This is a genomic window from Acidisoma sp. 7E03 (assembly GCF_054665075.1).
Genome location: NZ_BAAFHE010000010.1, coordinates 177,801 through 193,654, shown reverse-complemented (window position 1 = coordinate 193,654; position 15,854 = coordinate 177,801). Strand labels below are relative to the sequence as shown.

General features: G+C 67.9%; 9 protein-coding genes. 7 read left to right on the top strand and 2 right to left on the bottom strand.

From position 1 onward, the window contains the following. The first annotated feature begins 32 nt into the window (after positions 1–32). Positions 33–464, top strand: a complete 432-nt coding sequence (locus ACYQ6W_RS16575) for a hypothetical protein (RefSeq protein WP_459676850.1) — start codon at positions 33–35, stop codon at positions 462–464. Between the two features lie 105 nt (positions 465–569). Beyond that, positions 570–1,529, top strand: coding sequence for a sulfotransferase domain-containing protein (locus tag ACYQ6W_RS16570; RefSeq protein ID WP_459676848.1), 960 nt, complete (start codon positions 570–572; stop codon positions 1,527–1,529). 3 nt (positions 1,530–1,532) lie between these two features. Here the strand turns inward: ACYQ6W_RS16570 and ACYQ6W_RS16565 are convergent, their stop codons facing one another. Both ACYQ6W_RS16565 and ACYQ6W_RS16560 read right to left on the bottom strand, forming a co-directional pair. Beyond that, positions 1,533–2,999: an MFS transporter gene (locus ACYQ6W_RS16565; protein WP_459676847.1), complete on the bottom strand. Its 1,467-nt coding sequence runs from the start codon at positions 2,997–2,999 to the stop codon at positions 1,533–1,535. A gap of 91 nt (positions 3,000–3,090) precedes the next feature. Continuing rightward, the gene (locus ACYQ6W_RS16560) at positions 3,091–5,940 is read right to left on the bottom strand and encodes an ATP-dependent DNA helicase (RefSeq protein ID WP_459676846.1); all 2,850 of its coding nucleotides are present in this window, start codon (positions 5,938–5,940) and stop codon (positions 3,091–3,093) included. A gap of 50 nt (positions 5,941–5,990) precedes the next feature. On the opposite strand from ACYQ6W_RS16560, the gene ACYQ6W_RS16555 reads away from it, so the two are divergent. The 5 genes from ACYQ6W_RS16555 to ydiK all read left to right on the top strand — a co-directional run bounded on the left by ACYQ6W_RS16555 (position 5,991) and on the right by ydiK (position 15,853). Next, the gene (locus tag ACYQ6W_RS16555; RefSeq protein WP_459676845.1) at positions 5,991–7,556 is read left to right on the top strand and encodes a lysine--tRNA ligase; all 1,566 of its coding nucleotides are present in this window, start codon (positions 5,991–5,993) and stop codon (positions 7,554–7,556) included. 335 nt (positions 7,557–7,891) lie between these two features. After that, complete coding sequence (locus ACYQ6W_RS16550; RefSeq protein ID WP_459676844.1) at positions 7,892–9,340, top strand: NAD(P)-dependent oxidoreductase; 1,449 nt, start codon at positions 7,892–7,894, stop codon at positions 9,338–9,340. A gap of 125 nt (positions 9,341–9,465) precedes the next feature. Then, positions 9,466–9,978 carry a DUF2059 domain-containing protein gene (locus ACYQ6W_RS16545; RefSeq protein WP_459676842.1) on the top strand — a complete coding sequence of 171 codons (513 nt, stop codon included), beginning with the start codon at positions 9,466–9,468 and terminating at the stop codon, positions 9,976–9,978. A gap of 64 nt (positions 9,979–10,042) precedes the next feature. Continuing rightward, the gene (gene gltB / locus ACYQ6W_RS16540; RefSeq protein ID WP_459676841.1) at positions 10,043–14,611 is read left to right on the top strand and encodes a glutamate synthase large subunit; all 4,569 of its coding nucleotides are present in this window, start codon (positions 10,043–10,045) and stop codon (positions 14,609–14,611) included. Positions 14,612–14,746: 135 nt separating this feature from the next. Then, positions 14,747–15,853 carry an AI-2E family transporter YdiK gene (gene ydiK, locus ACYQ6W_RS16535; RefSeq protein ID WP_459676840.1) on the top strand — a complete coding sequence of 369 codons (1,107 nt, stop codon included), beginning with the start codon at positions 14,747–14,749 and terminating at the stop codon, positions 15,851–15,853. Position 15,854: the final 1 nt, after the last annotated feature.

Genomic DNA, 15,854 nt, shown 5'->3' with positions numbered 1-15,854 from the left:
TCCGGTCACGCGGACCGGCCAGGGAGAGGACCATGGGAGCCATTATGGGGTGTCTCCGCCGGTGGGGCGGCCGGACCGCAGGCACCTTGCTGACGCTGGCTGCGGTGATGACGGGCGGGTCGGCCCAGGCGCAGCGCGTGCTCGAATGCCAGTTCGTCTCTGTGCAGCCCTCCTCCTTCGCCTATGGCAGTTGGAGCTTCGCCGCCGATATATCGGGCGGCTATCTGCACATGCTGCTCACCCGGCCGCCCGATGCCGCCCCCTTCGCCACGGATTACGCGCCGCTGCGCGACGGCATGTCCGTCCACAAGGCCGTGCCGGCAGCGAGCAGCGACAGCGGCGCGACGGCCGCCTTCGAACTCGCCACCGTGCAGCCGGGGAATGTGCTGGTGTTGGATCAATGGAGCTTCGGCGGCAGCGAGTCCTACGACACGCTGACGTTGCGCTGCCCGAGCCATCGCTGATCCGGGCGACGATCGCGGTCAGACGATCGGCGGCGCATCCCGGTCTTGCTGGCCGCGCCGATGGGGCCTACACAGGTCGTTACGGTTCCGCGTCTAAGGATCAGGATGACCAGACCATGGGGTCCCGCGCCCTCGATTGAGGGCCTTGCCTCCGCCCCCTTGCCCATGGGCACGACGAGCGGCCTGAAGCCGCTGCCCGGTTTGTTGATGGGGATCGGGGCCATGAAGGCTGGGACCAGCTGGCTCTACGAGATGCTGCGCTGCCATCCGGCGCTCTCCTGCGCGCCGGTGAAGGAAATCCACTACTTCTGGGAATGCTACGGTACTTTCTCGCTGCTCTCGCCCGAGCAGCGGCGGGCGACGGCGGCGAGCCATATTTCGGGTCAGCTGCCGACGCTCGCGACGGCCGAAATCGGGCCTTACCTCGATTGGTACAAGGCGTATCTCGCCGATCCGGTCGACGATCACTGGTTCACGAGCCTCTTCCCGCCGCGGCGCGGCACTGCCTTCTGTGTCGAGTTCAGCAATATGTCTGCGCATCTCGGGCCGGCGGGATGGGCGCATGTGCGGCGCTTCACCGACCGTCTGCGCATTCTCTATGCGCTGCGCAGCCCGGTACGCCGCCTCTGGAGCCATGCCCGTTTCCACGCCGCCATCATTGGCCGCCTGGATCAACTGCCCCATTTCGATGCCGCCGCCTTCAAGGCTTTCCTGACCGAATCCGGTTGCTTCCAGAATGGCCGCTATGCCGAGGTTCTGAGCCGGCTCGCGGCGGAATGCGACACGAGCGAATATCTGGTGGTGCATGCCGAAGAGATGGCCGCCGAGCCGCTGCAGGTGATGCGCGGCATCGAGGCGTTCTTGCGGGTGGCGCCTGCCGCCTATCCGGCGGAGCTTGCGGCGGCGCGGCTCAACGTCTCCCCGTCTCTCACGATGCCGCCGGCCTTTGCCGCCGCCGCGGCATCCGAGATCTGGCGGGAGCTGGACGCCCTGGGCGCCGCCGGCTTCCCCGTTCCGCCCGACTGGATCGCGGATGCCGAGGCTTTGGCCGCCCGGCCGGGCTGAGCGTCAGGCCGTCCGCCGCGGCGCCAGCATCGCGACGGCCAGCACGGCGATGGCGATGACCGCCGCCAGGATGAAGACGCCGTTCAGCGCATGGGACAGGCGGGCCGCTTCTTCTGCAAGCGCTGCCGGCGAAAGGGCCGCCCGCAGCTGCGGATTGACCAGTTCGCGCATGACGTCATGCCCGCCCGTCGCGCCGAGGCCGGCATTGAGGATGCCGCCGAAGGCTGCCGCCCCCAAGGCCTGGCCCATCAACCGGCTGAAGTAGAAGAGGGCGGTGGATCGGCCACGCTCGGTCGCCGGCACGCCCGATTGCACGGCGATGGTGAAGACGATGCTGGTCAGCCCCATGCCGGCGCCGATGGGCAGGCCGATGAGGTTCAACCATAGCAGGCTATGGCCGGCCGCAATCGGCACCAGTGCCACCATGCCGACCAGCAGCACGAGACCGCCCGCGACCGCCAGGCTGCGGTTCGAGAGGCGGCCGACCTGGCGGCCGATCGTCATGCTCGTCACAGTCCAGGCGAGGGTGATGACGCCGACCACGATGCCGGCCTGCAGCGCGCTCTGCCCCATCGCCCCCTGCACCAGTGGCGGCAGGAAGGCCGTGACGCCGAGGAGCAGGGCACCGGCCAGGAAGGCCGAGAGATTGGCCGTCACCAGCAGGCGCCGGAACATGAGATGCAGCGGCAGCAGCGGATGGCGCAGCCGGCGTTCGCGCGCAGCGAAGCCAGCGAGGGATGCGGCCGCGCCGATCAGCATCGCCGCCATCCCGCCCGCGCTCAGCGTGTCGAACTGCACGAGCGCCGCCATGAGCAGCGCGAGGCCCACGACCAGCAGCACGCAGCCGAGCAGGTCGATGGGCGTGGCCCGCCGCACCTCATGGCTGTCCGAGAGATAGCGCCAGACCATGGTCATGGTGACGAGGCCCACCGGCAGATTGACCCAGAAGCAGAATTCCCAGCCCAGGGTGTGGACGAAGAAGGCGCCCATCAGCGGGCCCGCAATCGCCGCCATGCCCCAGACGCCGGAGACGTAGCCCATGAGCCGCGGCCGGTCGGCGGGGGCCGAGACATCGGCGATGATGGTGGTGCCGAGCGGCGCGAGGCCGCCGCCGCCGATGCCCTGAATGGCGCGGAAGATCACCAGCCAGACCATGCTGTGGGCACAGCCGCAGAGCAGGGAGCCGGCCAGGAAGAGGCCGGTGCTGCCGAGATAGACGGGCTTGCGGCCGAAGCTATCGGCCAGCCGGCCGTAGAGCGGCGTCATCACCGCCTGCGTCAGCAGATAGATGCCGAAGACCCAGGAAAAGAGGTGAAAGCCGCCGAGCTTGCCGACGATGACCGGCATGGCGGTGCTGATGACGGTGACCTCCACCGCCGCCATGAAGGTGGAGATCAGCATGGCCGTGATGATCACGCGGGCATGGCGCGGTGCCGCGGCGCTTTCCGGAAAATTCGTCCCATCGGCCATCGTCAGGCCTCCGGTGCCGCGCCCTCCCAAGCGTGCCAGGGAAGATCGCGGCCGGCGGATGTCGCATATCGTCGTGGCATCGTCATCGGCGTCATGGCAGCCCATCCTCCGGCCCGAGAAATTGTCGGGTCGTGGCGGCGGCCTCCGCAAGTCCGACCCGTTCCACCGCCACACCGGGCGGGAAGGCAGAGAGCAGCCGGGAAGGCGTGCGGCGGTCAAGCAGCACGAACACACCCCTGTCATCCGCCCGGCGGATGAGCCGGCCGAAGGCCTGGCGTAGCCGAAGGCGGGCGATGCGATCGTCGAACTCCTTCGGCGCGCCGCCGGAGAGATGGATCCGTCGCTCGCGATGCAGGATGTCGGGCCGCGGCCAGGGCACCCGCTCGAAGACGACGAGGCGCAGGGCGCGGCCCGGCACGTCCACCCCGTCCCGCATCGCATCGGTGCCGAGCAGGCAGGAGTTTTCCTCCGAGCGGAAGATGTCCACCAGCGTCGCGTTGTTCATCGCGTCGATGTGCTGGGCGTAGAGGGGCAGGCCCGCCTCCTCCATCGCAGGCGCGATGCGGCGATGGACGGAACGGAGCCGCCCGATCGCCGTGAAGAGGCCGAGCGCCCCCCCGCCCGAGGCGAGGAAGAGCGTGCGATAGGCGGCGGCCAGCGATGCTGGGTCGCCGGTATCGACGTCGCTCACCACCAGCGCGCGTGTGCGGGTCGCATAATCGAAGGGGCTGGCGAGGCTGGCCCGGATGGCGGGCAGGGGCAGATGCGTCGCGCCCACACGGGCTTCCGCTTCCGCCCAGGCCTGCTCGGGGTCTTCCTCGCCGCCGTCGCGCAGCGTCGCCGAGGTGATGACGAGGCCATGGGCCGGGGCCGCGACGGTGGTGGAGAAGGGCAGCGTCGGGTCCAGCCAATGGCGCAGCAGTGCCACGTCCCGCACCTGCGCGCCGTCCCGGTCGAGCCGCAGGAACTGGATGTGGCGCAGCAGAGCGCCCTCGGCTGCGGGCGGCGTGATCAGCTCCTCCAGCATCAGCCCCCAGGCGCGCAAAGGTTCGATGCCGCGCCGGGTCAGTGTGCGGCCCATCCCCTCGATCCGAGCGCGGCTGCCAGCGTCCAACTCCTCCGCCTCGTCGTCGAGCCGGGCGAGAAGCCGGGTGCGGAGCGTGGTCAGCGGTTCCGCGATGCGCGCGAGCGCGCGCTTCAGCGCCTCGGCCGCACCCCTGACCTCTTCCGAGACTGGTTGCAGATCGCATTCGGCCGAGAAGCCCGCCCGCGCCTCGTACTCGGAGCCGCGGCCGGAGAGCCGGGCGAGGATCTGCCGGCGGAGAGCCGCGAAGAAGGTTTCCGAGGGGTTGGCTTGTGCCGGTTCCGAGTCCGGGGCCGTTGCGGCGGGGTCACTCTCCAGCCGCATGCCCCAGCCGGGCGCAGGCAGGCTGCGGGCCGCCATCAGCGCGGCATCGAGCGGCACCACCAGATCGGCCTGGCCGGAGACGAGATCGCCGATGCGGCTCGTCAGCCCCTTGCCGCGGCTGCGCATGCCTTCCGCGCCCAGCAGCCAGCGGCGAAGCTCGGCGGTCTCCCGCCCCGAAAGCTCGGCGGAGAAAGCGGCGTCGGCGGCATCGAAGATATGGTGCCCCTCGTCGAAGACGTAGCGGGTGGGCACGTAATTGTCGTCGAGGCCGCCCCAGGCCGCCTGCGTCAGCACCAGCGCGTGGTTGGCGACGACGAGATCAGCCTCCCGCGCGCGGCGGATGCTATGCTCCACGAAGCAGCGCTTCCAATGGGTGCAGGCGGCATAGAGGCATTCGCCCCGCCGATCGGCGAGGCTGCCCAGCAGAGGCGCGCCGAAGAGTTCCATGAACCAGCCCGGTAGGTCGCCGCCGAGGATATCCCCGTCGCTCGTCACCGCCGCCCAGCGCGCGATGAGGCCGAGCGGGATGGTGATGCCGGGGTTGACGCCGGAGAGCGCGGCGGTGACCGCATCCTCCATATTGAGCAGGCACAGATAGTTCTCCCGCCCCTTGCGCAGCACGACGCGGCGCTGCCGTTCGGCGGGGTCCGGGAAGAGCCGTTCCAACTCGCCTTCCACCTGGCGCTGGAGATGCCGGGTGTAGGTCGAGATCCAGACCGGCGCGTGGTTGCGCTCGGCCCAGAGGCTGGCGGGTGCGACGTAGCCGAGGGTCTTGCCGGTGCCGGTGCCGGCTTCGGCGAGGACGAGATGCGGGGCGCCTTCCGTGGTGCGGGGCTCGAAGGCGGCGGCCGCGGCGGAGGCGTAATCCGCCTGGCCCTGGCGCTGCTCCGCGGCTTCGCCCAGCAGGCGGGCGAGGCGGGAGCGCGCTTCCGCCGAAGAGACGGGCAGGCTGGACGGTGGCGGAGGTGGCGCCGTCTCCTCCCATTCGGGCAGCCGCCGCCAGACGCGGAAGGCGTTGGCGTCCTTCGCCGGAGGCGGGGGGGCGCCGCCAGCGTCGAGGGCCTCCACCACCAGCGGCCCCCAGCCCCAGCCGGCCGTCCCCATGCGATGGGCGAGCGCGGCGGCATCCCGCTGGGCGGGCCGGGTTGCCGTTTCGTAGACTTCGCGCAGCAAGGCGAGCGCGATGTCGGGCAGCAGCGCCGCCGCGGCCTCCAGCCCTGGCCCGGGCGGCGGCAGGCCGAGCGCTTCGGCAAGGCCGCGCACGGTCGGCACCACGGCGTGGGCCGGGCGGACGAAGGCGAAAAGCTCCAGCAGGTCATAGGCGGGCAGGGGGCGCAGGCCGAGGCGGCGCCAGCAGGCAGGGGCATGGACCAGCAGCGGCGGCCCGAATTCTTCCAGCCGGGCTGCAAGGTCCCGGCCTGCGAGATCGAGCATCTCGCCATCCGGGGTGAGCAGCACGGCATGGCCGCTGCCGGCGGCGAGCGCGGGCCAGTCCGGCAAGGAGAGGGCCGTAGCCGGCCGGGACGCACTCATACCGCAACCTTCATTGACCGGATACCGCACCTTTCTTACTGAAACGAGCCATGAACCAGATCGCCCGAACCACGCCTGCCCCGAAAGTCTGGCCCTTCGAAGAAGCGGCCAAAGTGGTCGCTCGTCTGGAAAAAACGGGCAAAGGCGTGGCCCTGTTCGAAACCGGCTACGGCCCCTCCGGCCTGCCGCATATCGGCACCTTCGGCGAGGTCGCCCGCACCACCTGGGTGCGTCAGGCTTTTACGGCGCTGACCGGCCTGCCGTCGCGCCTCATCGCCTTTTCGGACGATATGGATGGCATGCGCAAGGTGCCGGACAATGTGCCGAACCGCGAGATGCTGCGCGAATTCCTCGGCAAGCCGCTGACAGACGTGCCCGACCCCTTCGGCACGCATGAGAGCTTCGGCCACCACAACAACGCGCGCCTGCGCGCCTTCCTCGACGGTTTCGGCTTCGACTATGAATTCATCTCGGCGACCGAGAGCTACCGCGCTGGCGTTTTTGACGAGGCGCTGCGCCAGGCGCTGCGCCGCCATGAAGAGATCAAGGCCGTTGTCCTGCCGACCCTCGGGCCGGAGCGGCGCGCCACCTATTCGCCGATCCTGCCGGTGCATCCGAAGACCGGCATCGTCATGCAGGTGATCATCGAGAAGGTGGACCCTGAGGCCGGCACCGTGTGCTGGCGCGACCCGGAGGACGGCACCTTCTACGAAACGCTGGTCACTGGCGGCGGCGCCAAGATGCAGTGGAAAGCCGACTGGGCCATGCGCTGGGCGGCCCTCGGCGTCGATTACGAGATGGCGGGCAAGGACCATATCGAGGGCATCAAGCTTTCGGGCGAGATCTGCCGCATCCTTGGCGCCGAACCGCCGGCCGGCTTCAATTACGAGCTGTTTCTGGACGACAAGGGGCAGAAGATCTCCAAGTCCAAGGGCAATGGGCTCGCGATCGAGGAGTGGCTGAAATACGCGCCGCAGGAGAGCCTCAGCCTCTTCATGTTCAACGCGCCGCAGCGGGCCAAGCGGCTGTTCTTCGACGTCATTCCCCGCGCGGTGGACGATTACCTCGCCCATGTCGCCAAAGCACAGCGCGAAGAGCATGTGGATGAGAGCAATCCGGCCTGGTTCATCCATGGCGGCCCGGTGCCCGCAGATGCCGGCAGCCCGATCAGCTTCGGCATGCTGCTGAACCTCGCCTCCGTCGCCAATGCCGAGACACCGGACATCCTCTGGGGCTTCATCCGCCGCTATTCGCCGGATCTGACGCCGGAAACCTCGCCCTTCCTGGCCAAGCTGGTGGGCTACGCCGTCGCCTATTACCAGGACTTCGTGAAGCCGAAGAAGGCCTTCCGGGAGCCGACCGAGGTGGAGCGCGCGGCGCTCGCTGATCTCGCGGCCGAACTCCGCCAGGTCGCGCCCGGCACCTCTGCCGAGGACATCCAGACCCTGGTCTATGAGGTGGGCAAGCGCCATCCCTTCCCGGCGCTGAAGGACTGGTTCGGCTGTCTGTATCAGGTGCTGCTCGGCCAGAGCGAAGGGCCGCGCTTTGGCGGCTTCGTGGCGCTCTATGGTGTGGCCGAGACGGTGGCGCTGATCGAGGGTGCTCTCGCGCGCTGACTGGAGGCGCCCTCTGTCGCGAACAAAAACGCCGCAGGGTTCTGCCCGGCGGCGTTTTTTGTTCTTGTACGCCTCGGGCTTGTCGCGCGTTCTTTTTGGTCCGATCCGGCCCCAAAAGCTTTCGCCTTTGCTCGATAGGACCGATTCGGTCTTACTTATCCAGAAGTTCTAATGGTCAGCCGCAGTGAATGGCTGCCATGCGCCGAAACTAGGTACGCATTACTGACTTTCTTGCTGATTTCCCTTCGCGCTCAAAAAAAATCCAGCTAGAGAAGATCACCGTTCCGCAGTCGCGAAGGCGGCTGCCTGCTCCCTTTTCTGCCGGAGGACCGTCCATGGCCGAGCGCATGCTGAAATTCGTGCATACGCCCCAGAAGATCCCCCAGAAGCGCGCCGTCGATCTGCGCCTGAAGGATTTCGACGAGATCTACAACCGCTTCGACCCGGCGCGCGCCTCCGAACAGGCCAGCCGCTGCAGCCAGTGCGGCGTGCCCTTCTGTTCCGTCCATTGCCCGCTCGGTAACCACATCCCGGACTGGCTGCGGCTGACCGCCGAAGGCCGCCTCCAGGAAGCCTACGAGGTTTCTTCGGCCACCAATACCTTCCCCGAGATCTGCGGCCGCATCTGCCCGCAGGACCGGCTGTGCGAGGGCAACTGCGTCATCGAGAAGGGCTTCGACAGCGTCACGATCGGTGCGGTCGAACGCTACATCACCGACACCGCCTTCGAAAACGGCTGGGTGACGCCGGTGAAGCCGGCGCAGGAACGCGCGGAATCGGTCGCCATCATCGGTGCGGGTCCGGGTGGCCTCGCTGCGGCCGAACGGCTGCGCGCTCAGGGTTATCAGGTGCATGTCTATGACCGCTACGACCGGCCGGGCGGGCTGATGATCTACGGCATCCCGGGGTTCAAGCTGGAGAAGGACGTCGTTCTGCGTCGCTGGAAGTATCTGGAAGACTGCGGCATCCAGTTCCACCTCAACTGCGCCATCGGCGACGGTGAGGCGGACACCATCTCCTTCGCCGCGTTGCGGGCGAAGCATGCCGCCGTCGTCATCGCGACCGGTGTCTACAAGGCGCGCGACATCGGCGGCCCCGGCGCCGGCCTCGCCGGGATCGTCCCGGCGCTCGACTACCTCACGGCCTCCAACAAGCTCGGTCTCGGCGAGACCGTGCCGGATTTCGCGAATGGCCTGCTCAATGCCGAAGGCAAGCGCGTCGTCGTCATCGGCGGCGGCGATACGGCGATGGATTGCGTGCGCACAGCCGTGCGCCAGGGCGCCAAGTCGGTGCAGTGCCTCTATCGCCGCGACCGCGCCAACATGCCGGGCTCGCTGCGCGAGGTGAAGAACGCCGAGGAGGAGGGTGTGGACTTCGTTTGGCTCTCCGCCCCGGAAGCCTTCCTGGGCGAGGGCCACGTCTCCGGTGTGCGCGCGGTGCGCATGCATCTCGGCCTGCCCGATGCCTCGGGCCGCCAGTCGGTGGAGCCGGTGGCCGGCAGCCACTTCAATATCGACGCCGATCTCGTCATCAAGGCGCTCGGCTTCGACCCCGAGGACATGCCGAAGATGTTCGGCGAAGCGGGGCTCGAGGTCAGCCGCTGGGGCACGCTGCGCGTCAACCACCGCAGCTTCATGACCTCGATCCCCGGCGTCTTCGCAGCCGGCGACATCGTGCGCGGCGCGAGCCTCGTGGTCTGGGCGATCAAGGATGGGCAGGACGTGGCGGCGCAGGTGCACGCCTATATCCAGCAGCCCGCGACCGTCCCCGTGGCGGCGGAATGAACGTGGTACGCAAAGAGCAGCGTCATCCCCGGGTGGGGCCGCCCTCGGGCTGTCCCGGGGACCGACCCGGCGGGGCGCCCCTGCGGGTGGATGCGCGGGTCAAGCCCGCGAATGACGGCAGAAGGGTGAGCCGGTTTGTTGTGACCGTCGCCGTCGCGGCGGCGGTTGCACTGGGTGTGCCAGCCGCGCGCGCAGACAACGCGCCCCCGCCGCTCACCACGGCGCAGATGCAGCTCGCGACCCAGCTGGTGCAGGCGATCGGCATCCAGCAGGTGGCGGATGCCGCGCTGCAGGGGCTCAAGCTCGTGCTGGTGCAGTCGCTCGCCGACAACAACAAGCAGCCGCCCGAGAAGGTGGAGCCGGTGGTCGACCAGATTCTGATGCCCGATCTGCGCGCGGAGGAGCCGAAGTTCGTGGCGGCGATCGCCGCGCTCTACGGCCAGGCCTTCACCGCCGAGGAGATGACCCAGATCCTCGCTTTCTATCAGACCCCGGTGGGGCAGAAGCTACAGACCCTGCAGCCGGAGTTGACCCATCAGATGGTGGAGGCGGGGCACGTCTGGATCGGCCAGGCCGGCGAAGCCGTGCTGAAGGCCGATGCCGGCAAGCTCGCCGCCCAGGGTTTGAAGATCGATTGAACGTGACGCGCCCCTGCCCAAGGGGTGGCCGGCAGCCTTCGGGCTGCACGATGAGGAGAACGCCATGACTGACCGGATCGAGACGGAAGGCCTGATGGGCGCGGTGCTGGAAAGCGGCACCGAATTCGTCGAGGGTTGGGCGCGCAATACCACGGCGCTCGCCGGCTCCTATGATTTCAGCCAGGAGCATGATGCCTGCGGCGTCGGCATGATCGCGGCCCTCGACGGCCGCCGCCGGCGTGACGTGGTGCAGGCCGGCATCGACGCGCTGAAGGCGGTCTGGCATCGCGGTGCGGTGGATGCCGATGGCAAGACCGGCGACGGCGCCGGTATCCATGTCGAAATCCCGCAGGATTTCTTCGCCGCCGCCGTGGAGCGGAGCGGCGCCGTGCTGCGCCCCGGCCCGATCGCGGTCGGCCAAGTCTTCATGCCGAAGACCGACCTCGGCGCGCAGGAGCGCTGCCGCGAGATCGTGGAGACCGAAATCCTGGCCCTCGGCTACGAAATCTACGGCTGGCGCCAGGTGCCCATCAACGTCGCCTGCATCGGCGAGAAGGCGAATGCGACGCGGCCCGAGATCGAGCAGATCATGCTGTGGAATGCGCGCGGCGTCTCGGAAGAAGAGTTCGAGCGCGACCTCTACGTCATCCGCCGCCGGATCGAGAAGCAGACCATCGCGGCGCAGATCCCGGATCTCTACTTCTGTTCGCTCTCCTGCCGCTCGATCATCTACAAGGGCATGTTCCTGGCCGAGAGCCTGACGGAATTCTATCCGGACCTGCTCGACCCGCGCTTCGTCTCGCGCTTCGCGATCTATCACCAGCGCTATTCGACCAACACTTTCCCCACCTGGAAGCTGGCGCAGCCCTTCCGTTCGATCGCGCATAATGGCGAGATCAACACCATCAACGGCAACGTGAACTGGATGAAGAGCCACGAGACGCGGCTCTCTTCGGAACTGCTCGATGCCTACATGGAAGACATCAAGCCCGTTGTGCAGGCGGGGGGCTCGGACACCGCCTCGATGGACAATGTCTTCGAGCTGCTGATCCGCTCCGGCCGCGATGCCGCGATGGTCAAGGCGATGATGATCCCGCCCTCGATCGGCGCGACCTCCTTCATGCCTGAAGCGCATCGCAACATGATCGAATACTGCAACGCGGTGATGGAACCGTGGGACGGCCCGGCCGCGGTGACGGCGACCGACGGCCGGTGGGTGGTGGCGGGGCTCGACCGCAACGGCCTGCGCCCGCTGCGCTATACGGTGACGAGCAACGATCTGCTCGTCGTCGGCTCCGAGACCGGCATGGTCAAGTTCGACGAATCGATGATCGTGGAGAAGGGCCGTGTCGGCCCCGGCCAGATGATCGCGGTCGATCTCGAAGAGCCGCGTTTCTATGACAACGCGACGATCATGGACCAGCTCGCCGCCCGTCACCCCTATGGCGAATGGGCGAAGCGCATCGTGCGGATCGACGATCTGGTGAAGACCGACACGGTGGAGCCGGTGGCCTTCGCGACCGAGGAGCTGCGGCGCCGACAGCATGCGACCGGCATGACGCTGGAGGAGATGGAGACCATCCTGCAGCCCATGGTGGAGGATGCGAACGAGGCGACAGGCAGCATGGGCGACGATACGCCCATCGCCGTGCTCTCCGACCGCTACCGCGGCCTGCATCATTATTTCCGCCAGAACTTCAGCCAGGTGACGAACCCGCCCATCGACAGCCTGCGCGAGACCCGCGTGATGTCGATCAAGACGCGGCTCGGCAATCTCGGCAACGTGCTGGAGGAGGGCGAGCATCAGTTCGACATCCTGCAGCTCGACAGCCCCATCCTCTCGACCGGCGAGTTCCTCGCCATGCGCGAGAAGATGGGCGCGTCGGTGACCGCGATCGACGCGACCTTCCCGGTGGAGCAGGGCGAAGCCGGGCTGCGGCGCGGTATCGACCGCATCCGCCAGGAGGCGGAAGAGGCCGTGCGCGCTGGTGCCGCCCATCTCATCCTGAGTGACGAGGCGATGGGCCCTGGCCGCGTCGCGATCCCGATGATCCTGGCGACGGGTGCGGTGCATACGCATCTCGTGCGCAACAGCCTGCGCACCTTCACCAGCGTCAACGTCCGTTCGGCCGAGTGCCTGGACGTGCATTACGTCGCCGTCCTCGTCGGTGTCGGCGCGACGACGATCAATCCCTATCTCGCGCAGGAGTCGATCGCCGACCGGCTGCGCCGCGGCCTCTTCGGCGAGATGACGGTGCGTGCCGCGGTCACGCGCTACAAGAAGGCCCTCGACAAGGGCCTGCTCAAGACCATGGCGAAGATGGGCATCGGCGTCCTCTCCTCCTATCGGGGTGGCTACAACTTCGAGGCGATCGGCCTCAGCCGTGCGCTGGTGGGGGAGTTCTTCCCGGGCATGCAGTCCCGCATCTCGGGCATCGGCCTCACCGGCATCGCCCGCAAGGTGCTGGAGCTGCACAAGGCCGCCTGGGCCGAAGGCGTGGCGCCGCTGCCCGTCGGCGGCAACTACAGGCTGCGCCGCGGTGGCGAGACCCATGCCTTCGACGGCAGCCTGATCCATGTGCTGCAGACGGCGGTCGCGACCGACAGCTACACGACCTACCGGAAGTATTCGGCCGCCTGCCGCAGGCTTCCGCCCGTGGCGCTGCGCGACCTGCTCGATTTCCGCACCGACGGCCTCTCACCCATTCCTCTGGAAGACGTTGAGAGCATCACGGAAATCCGCAAGCGGCTGATCGCGCCGGGCATCTCGCTCGGTGCCCTCGGGCCGGAAGCGCACGAAACCCTCTCCATCGCCATGAACCGCATCGGCGCGCGCTCCGACAGCGGCGAGGGTGGCGAGGACCCAGAGCGCTTCAAGCCGCGCGCCAATGGTGACAACGCCTCCTCGGCGATCAAGCAGATCGCGTCCGGCCGCTTCGGCGTGACCGCGACCTATCTGAACAACTGCCGCGAGATCGAGATCAAGGTGGCTCAGGGTGCCAAGCCCGGCGAAGGCGGCCAGCTGCCCGGCTTCAAGGTGACGGGCCTTATCGCCAAGCTGCGGCATTCCACGCCCGGCGTGATGCTGATCAGCCCGCCGCCGCATCACGACATCTATTCGATCGAGGATCTGGCGCAGCTCATCTACGATCTGAAGCAGATCAACCCGGAAGCGACCGTCTGCGTGAAGCTCGTCTCGCGCTCCGGCATCGGCACCATCGCGGCCGGCGTCGCCAAGGCGAAGGCGGATGCGATCCTCATCTCCGGCCATTCAGGCGGCACGGGTGCGTCGCCGCTGACCTCCATCAAGTATGCCGGCCTGCCGTGGGAGATGGGGCTGTCGGAAGCGCATCAGGTGCTGATGCTCAACCGGCTGCGCCACCGCGTGAAGCTGCGCACCGATGGCGGTCTCAAGACCGGGCGGGACGTGGTGATTGCCGCCATGCTCGGTGCCGAGGAATTCGGCATCGGGACGGCGAGCCTCGTCGCCATGGGCTGCATCATGGTGCGTCAGTGCCACAGCAACACCTGCCCCGTGGGCGTCTGCACCCAGGACGAGACGCTGCGCGCCAAGTTCGAGGGCACGCCGGAGAAAGTCATCAACCTCTTCTCCTTCATCGCCGAGGAAGTGCGCGAGATTCTTTCTTCGCTCGGTTTCCGCAGCCTGACGGAGGTGATCGGCCGCACTGATCTGCTGCATCAGATCAGCCGCGGCAGCACGTTGCTGGACGATCTCGATCTCAACCCGATCCTGGCGCAGGCCGATCCCGGCCCCTATCCGCGCTACTGCACGCTCGAGGGCCGCAACGAAGTGCCCGAGACGCTGGACGCGCAGATGATCGCGGATGCCACGCCCTTCTTCGAGCGGCGCGAGAAGATGCAGCTGCAGTACAACATCCGAAACACCCATCGGGCCATCGGCACGAAGTTCTCGGGTGCCATCGTGCGGAAGTTCGGCGAGACCGGGCTGCCGGCCGGCCATGTCAGCGTGCGGCTGCGCGGCTCCGCCGGCCAGTCCCTCGGCGCCTTCGGCGTGCAGGGGCTGAAGCTCGAAGTCATCGGCGACGCGAACGACTATGTCGGCAAGGGTCTGTCGGGCGGCACCATCGTGGTGCGGACCGCGCCCTCCTCGAAGATGCGCAGCCACGCCAACACCATCATCGGCAATACCTGCCTCTATGGTGCGACCTCCGGCCAACTCTTCGCCGCCGGCCAGGCGGGGGAGCGCTTCGCGGTGCGCAATTCGGGCGCGACGGCGGTGGTGGAAGGCTGCGGCTCCAACGGCTGCGAATACATGACCGGAGGAACGGTGGTCATCCTCGGCAGCTTCGGGGACAATTTCGGCGCGGGCTTCACGGGCGGCGTTGCCTTCCTGTACGATCCGGAGAACGAGCTGGAATGCCGGATCAACCCGGAGACGCTGACTTGGCAGCGGGTCGGCTCCGCCTATTGGGAGAGCCGTCTGCGCGGCCTGGTCGAACGCCACGTGCATGAGACGAACAGCCGCTACGCCGCCATGCTGCTGCACAACTGGGAGCAGACGCTGGGTGCCATCTGGCAGGTCGTGCCGAAGGATTTCGTGCAATATCTGCCGCATGCGCTGAGCGACGAGGCGGCGAAGGCCACCGCCTGAGCCCCCATGGCTTGACTCAGGATGGCTTGAGGTCAGAGAGGAGCCGCCATGCCGGACCAGTCTGACAGGACGGCTCCTTTCCCGGCCGGGCCATCCCCGGCCGGACCATCTCCGGCCGGACCATCCACGGCCGGGGTGCCCCCGGCTGGCGCACCCCGCACGCGCGCCGATCCCACCCGGCTGATGATGATGCTCTTCTTCATCGGCGGGCTGACGCTCTGTTCCGTCTGGGTACTGAAGCCCTTCCTGCCGGCGACGATCTGGGCCACCACCATCGTCGTCGCCATCTGGCCGCTGCTGCTGCGCTTGCAGCGGCTGATGGGTGGCAGCCGCGGCCTCGCGGTTGCGGCGATGACGCTCATCGTCGTCGTGCTCTTCGTCGTGCCCTTCTGGCTCGCCGTCACCACCATCCTGAACCACATCGACAGCCTGATCGGGCTTGCGCATGCGGTGGTCAGCTTCCGGCTGCCGCCGCCACCGCCCTGGGTCGAGACGGTGCCGCTCATCGGCTACAAGCTGCAGGAAGCCTGGGACAAGTTCCAGGGCAGTGGCATCGGCAAGGTGCTGCCCTCCGCCACGCCCTATATCGGCTCCACCGCCCAGTGGTTCCTGGGCTCCATCGGCAGCTTCGGCCGGCTGCTGGTGCAGTTCATCCTGACCACCGTGATCGTCGCCATCATGAGCACGCATGGCGAGGCCGGTGCCTCCGTCGCGCTCGCCTTCGGCGGCCGGCTGGGCGGTGAGCGCGGGCGGCAGATGGTGGTGCTGGGGGCCCGCGCCATCCGGGCCGTGGCCCTCGGTGTCATGCTCACCTCGCTGGTGGATGCGGCGGTCGGCGGCATCGGCCTCGTCATCGCCGGCGTGCCGCTGGCCACCCTGCTGACCGCCGTGATGTTCATCTTCTGCGTGGCGCAGGTGGGGCCGGGCATCGTGCTGATCCCCGCCGACATCTGGATGTACGTCTCGGGTCAGTATCTCATGGGCACGGTGCTGCTGGTCATCACCGTCGTCGCCATTGCCATCGACAATCTGATGCGGCCGCTGCTCATCCGGAAGGAGGCGAACCTGCCGATGCTGCTCGTCCTCGTGGGCGTGCTCGGCGGCCTTGGCGCCTTCGGCCTGATCGGCCTCTTCATCGGCCCCGCGGTGCTTGCCGTGGCCTACACCTTGCTCCGCGCCTGGATCGCGGAGGAGGATGCGATGCCGCCCGCGCCGCTGGCCGTGGAGCCGGGCGACATCTGAG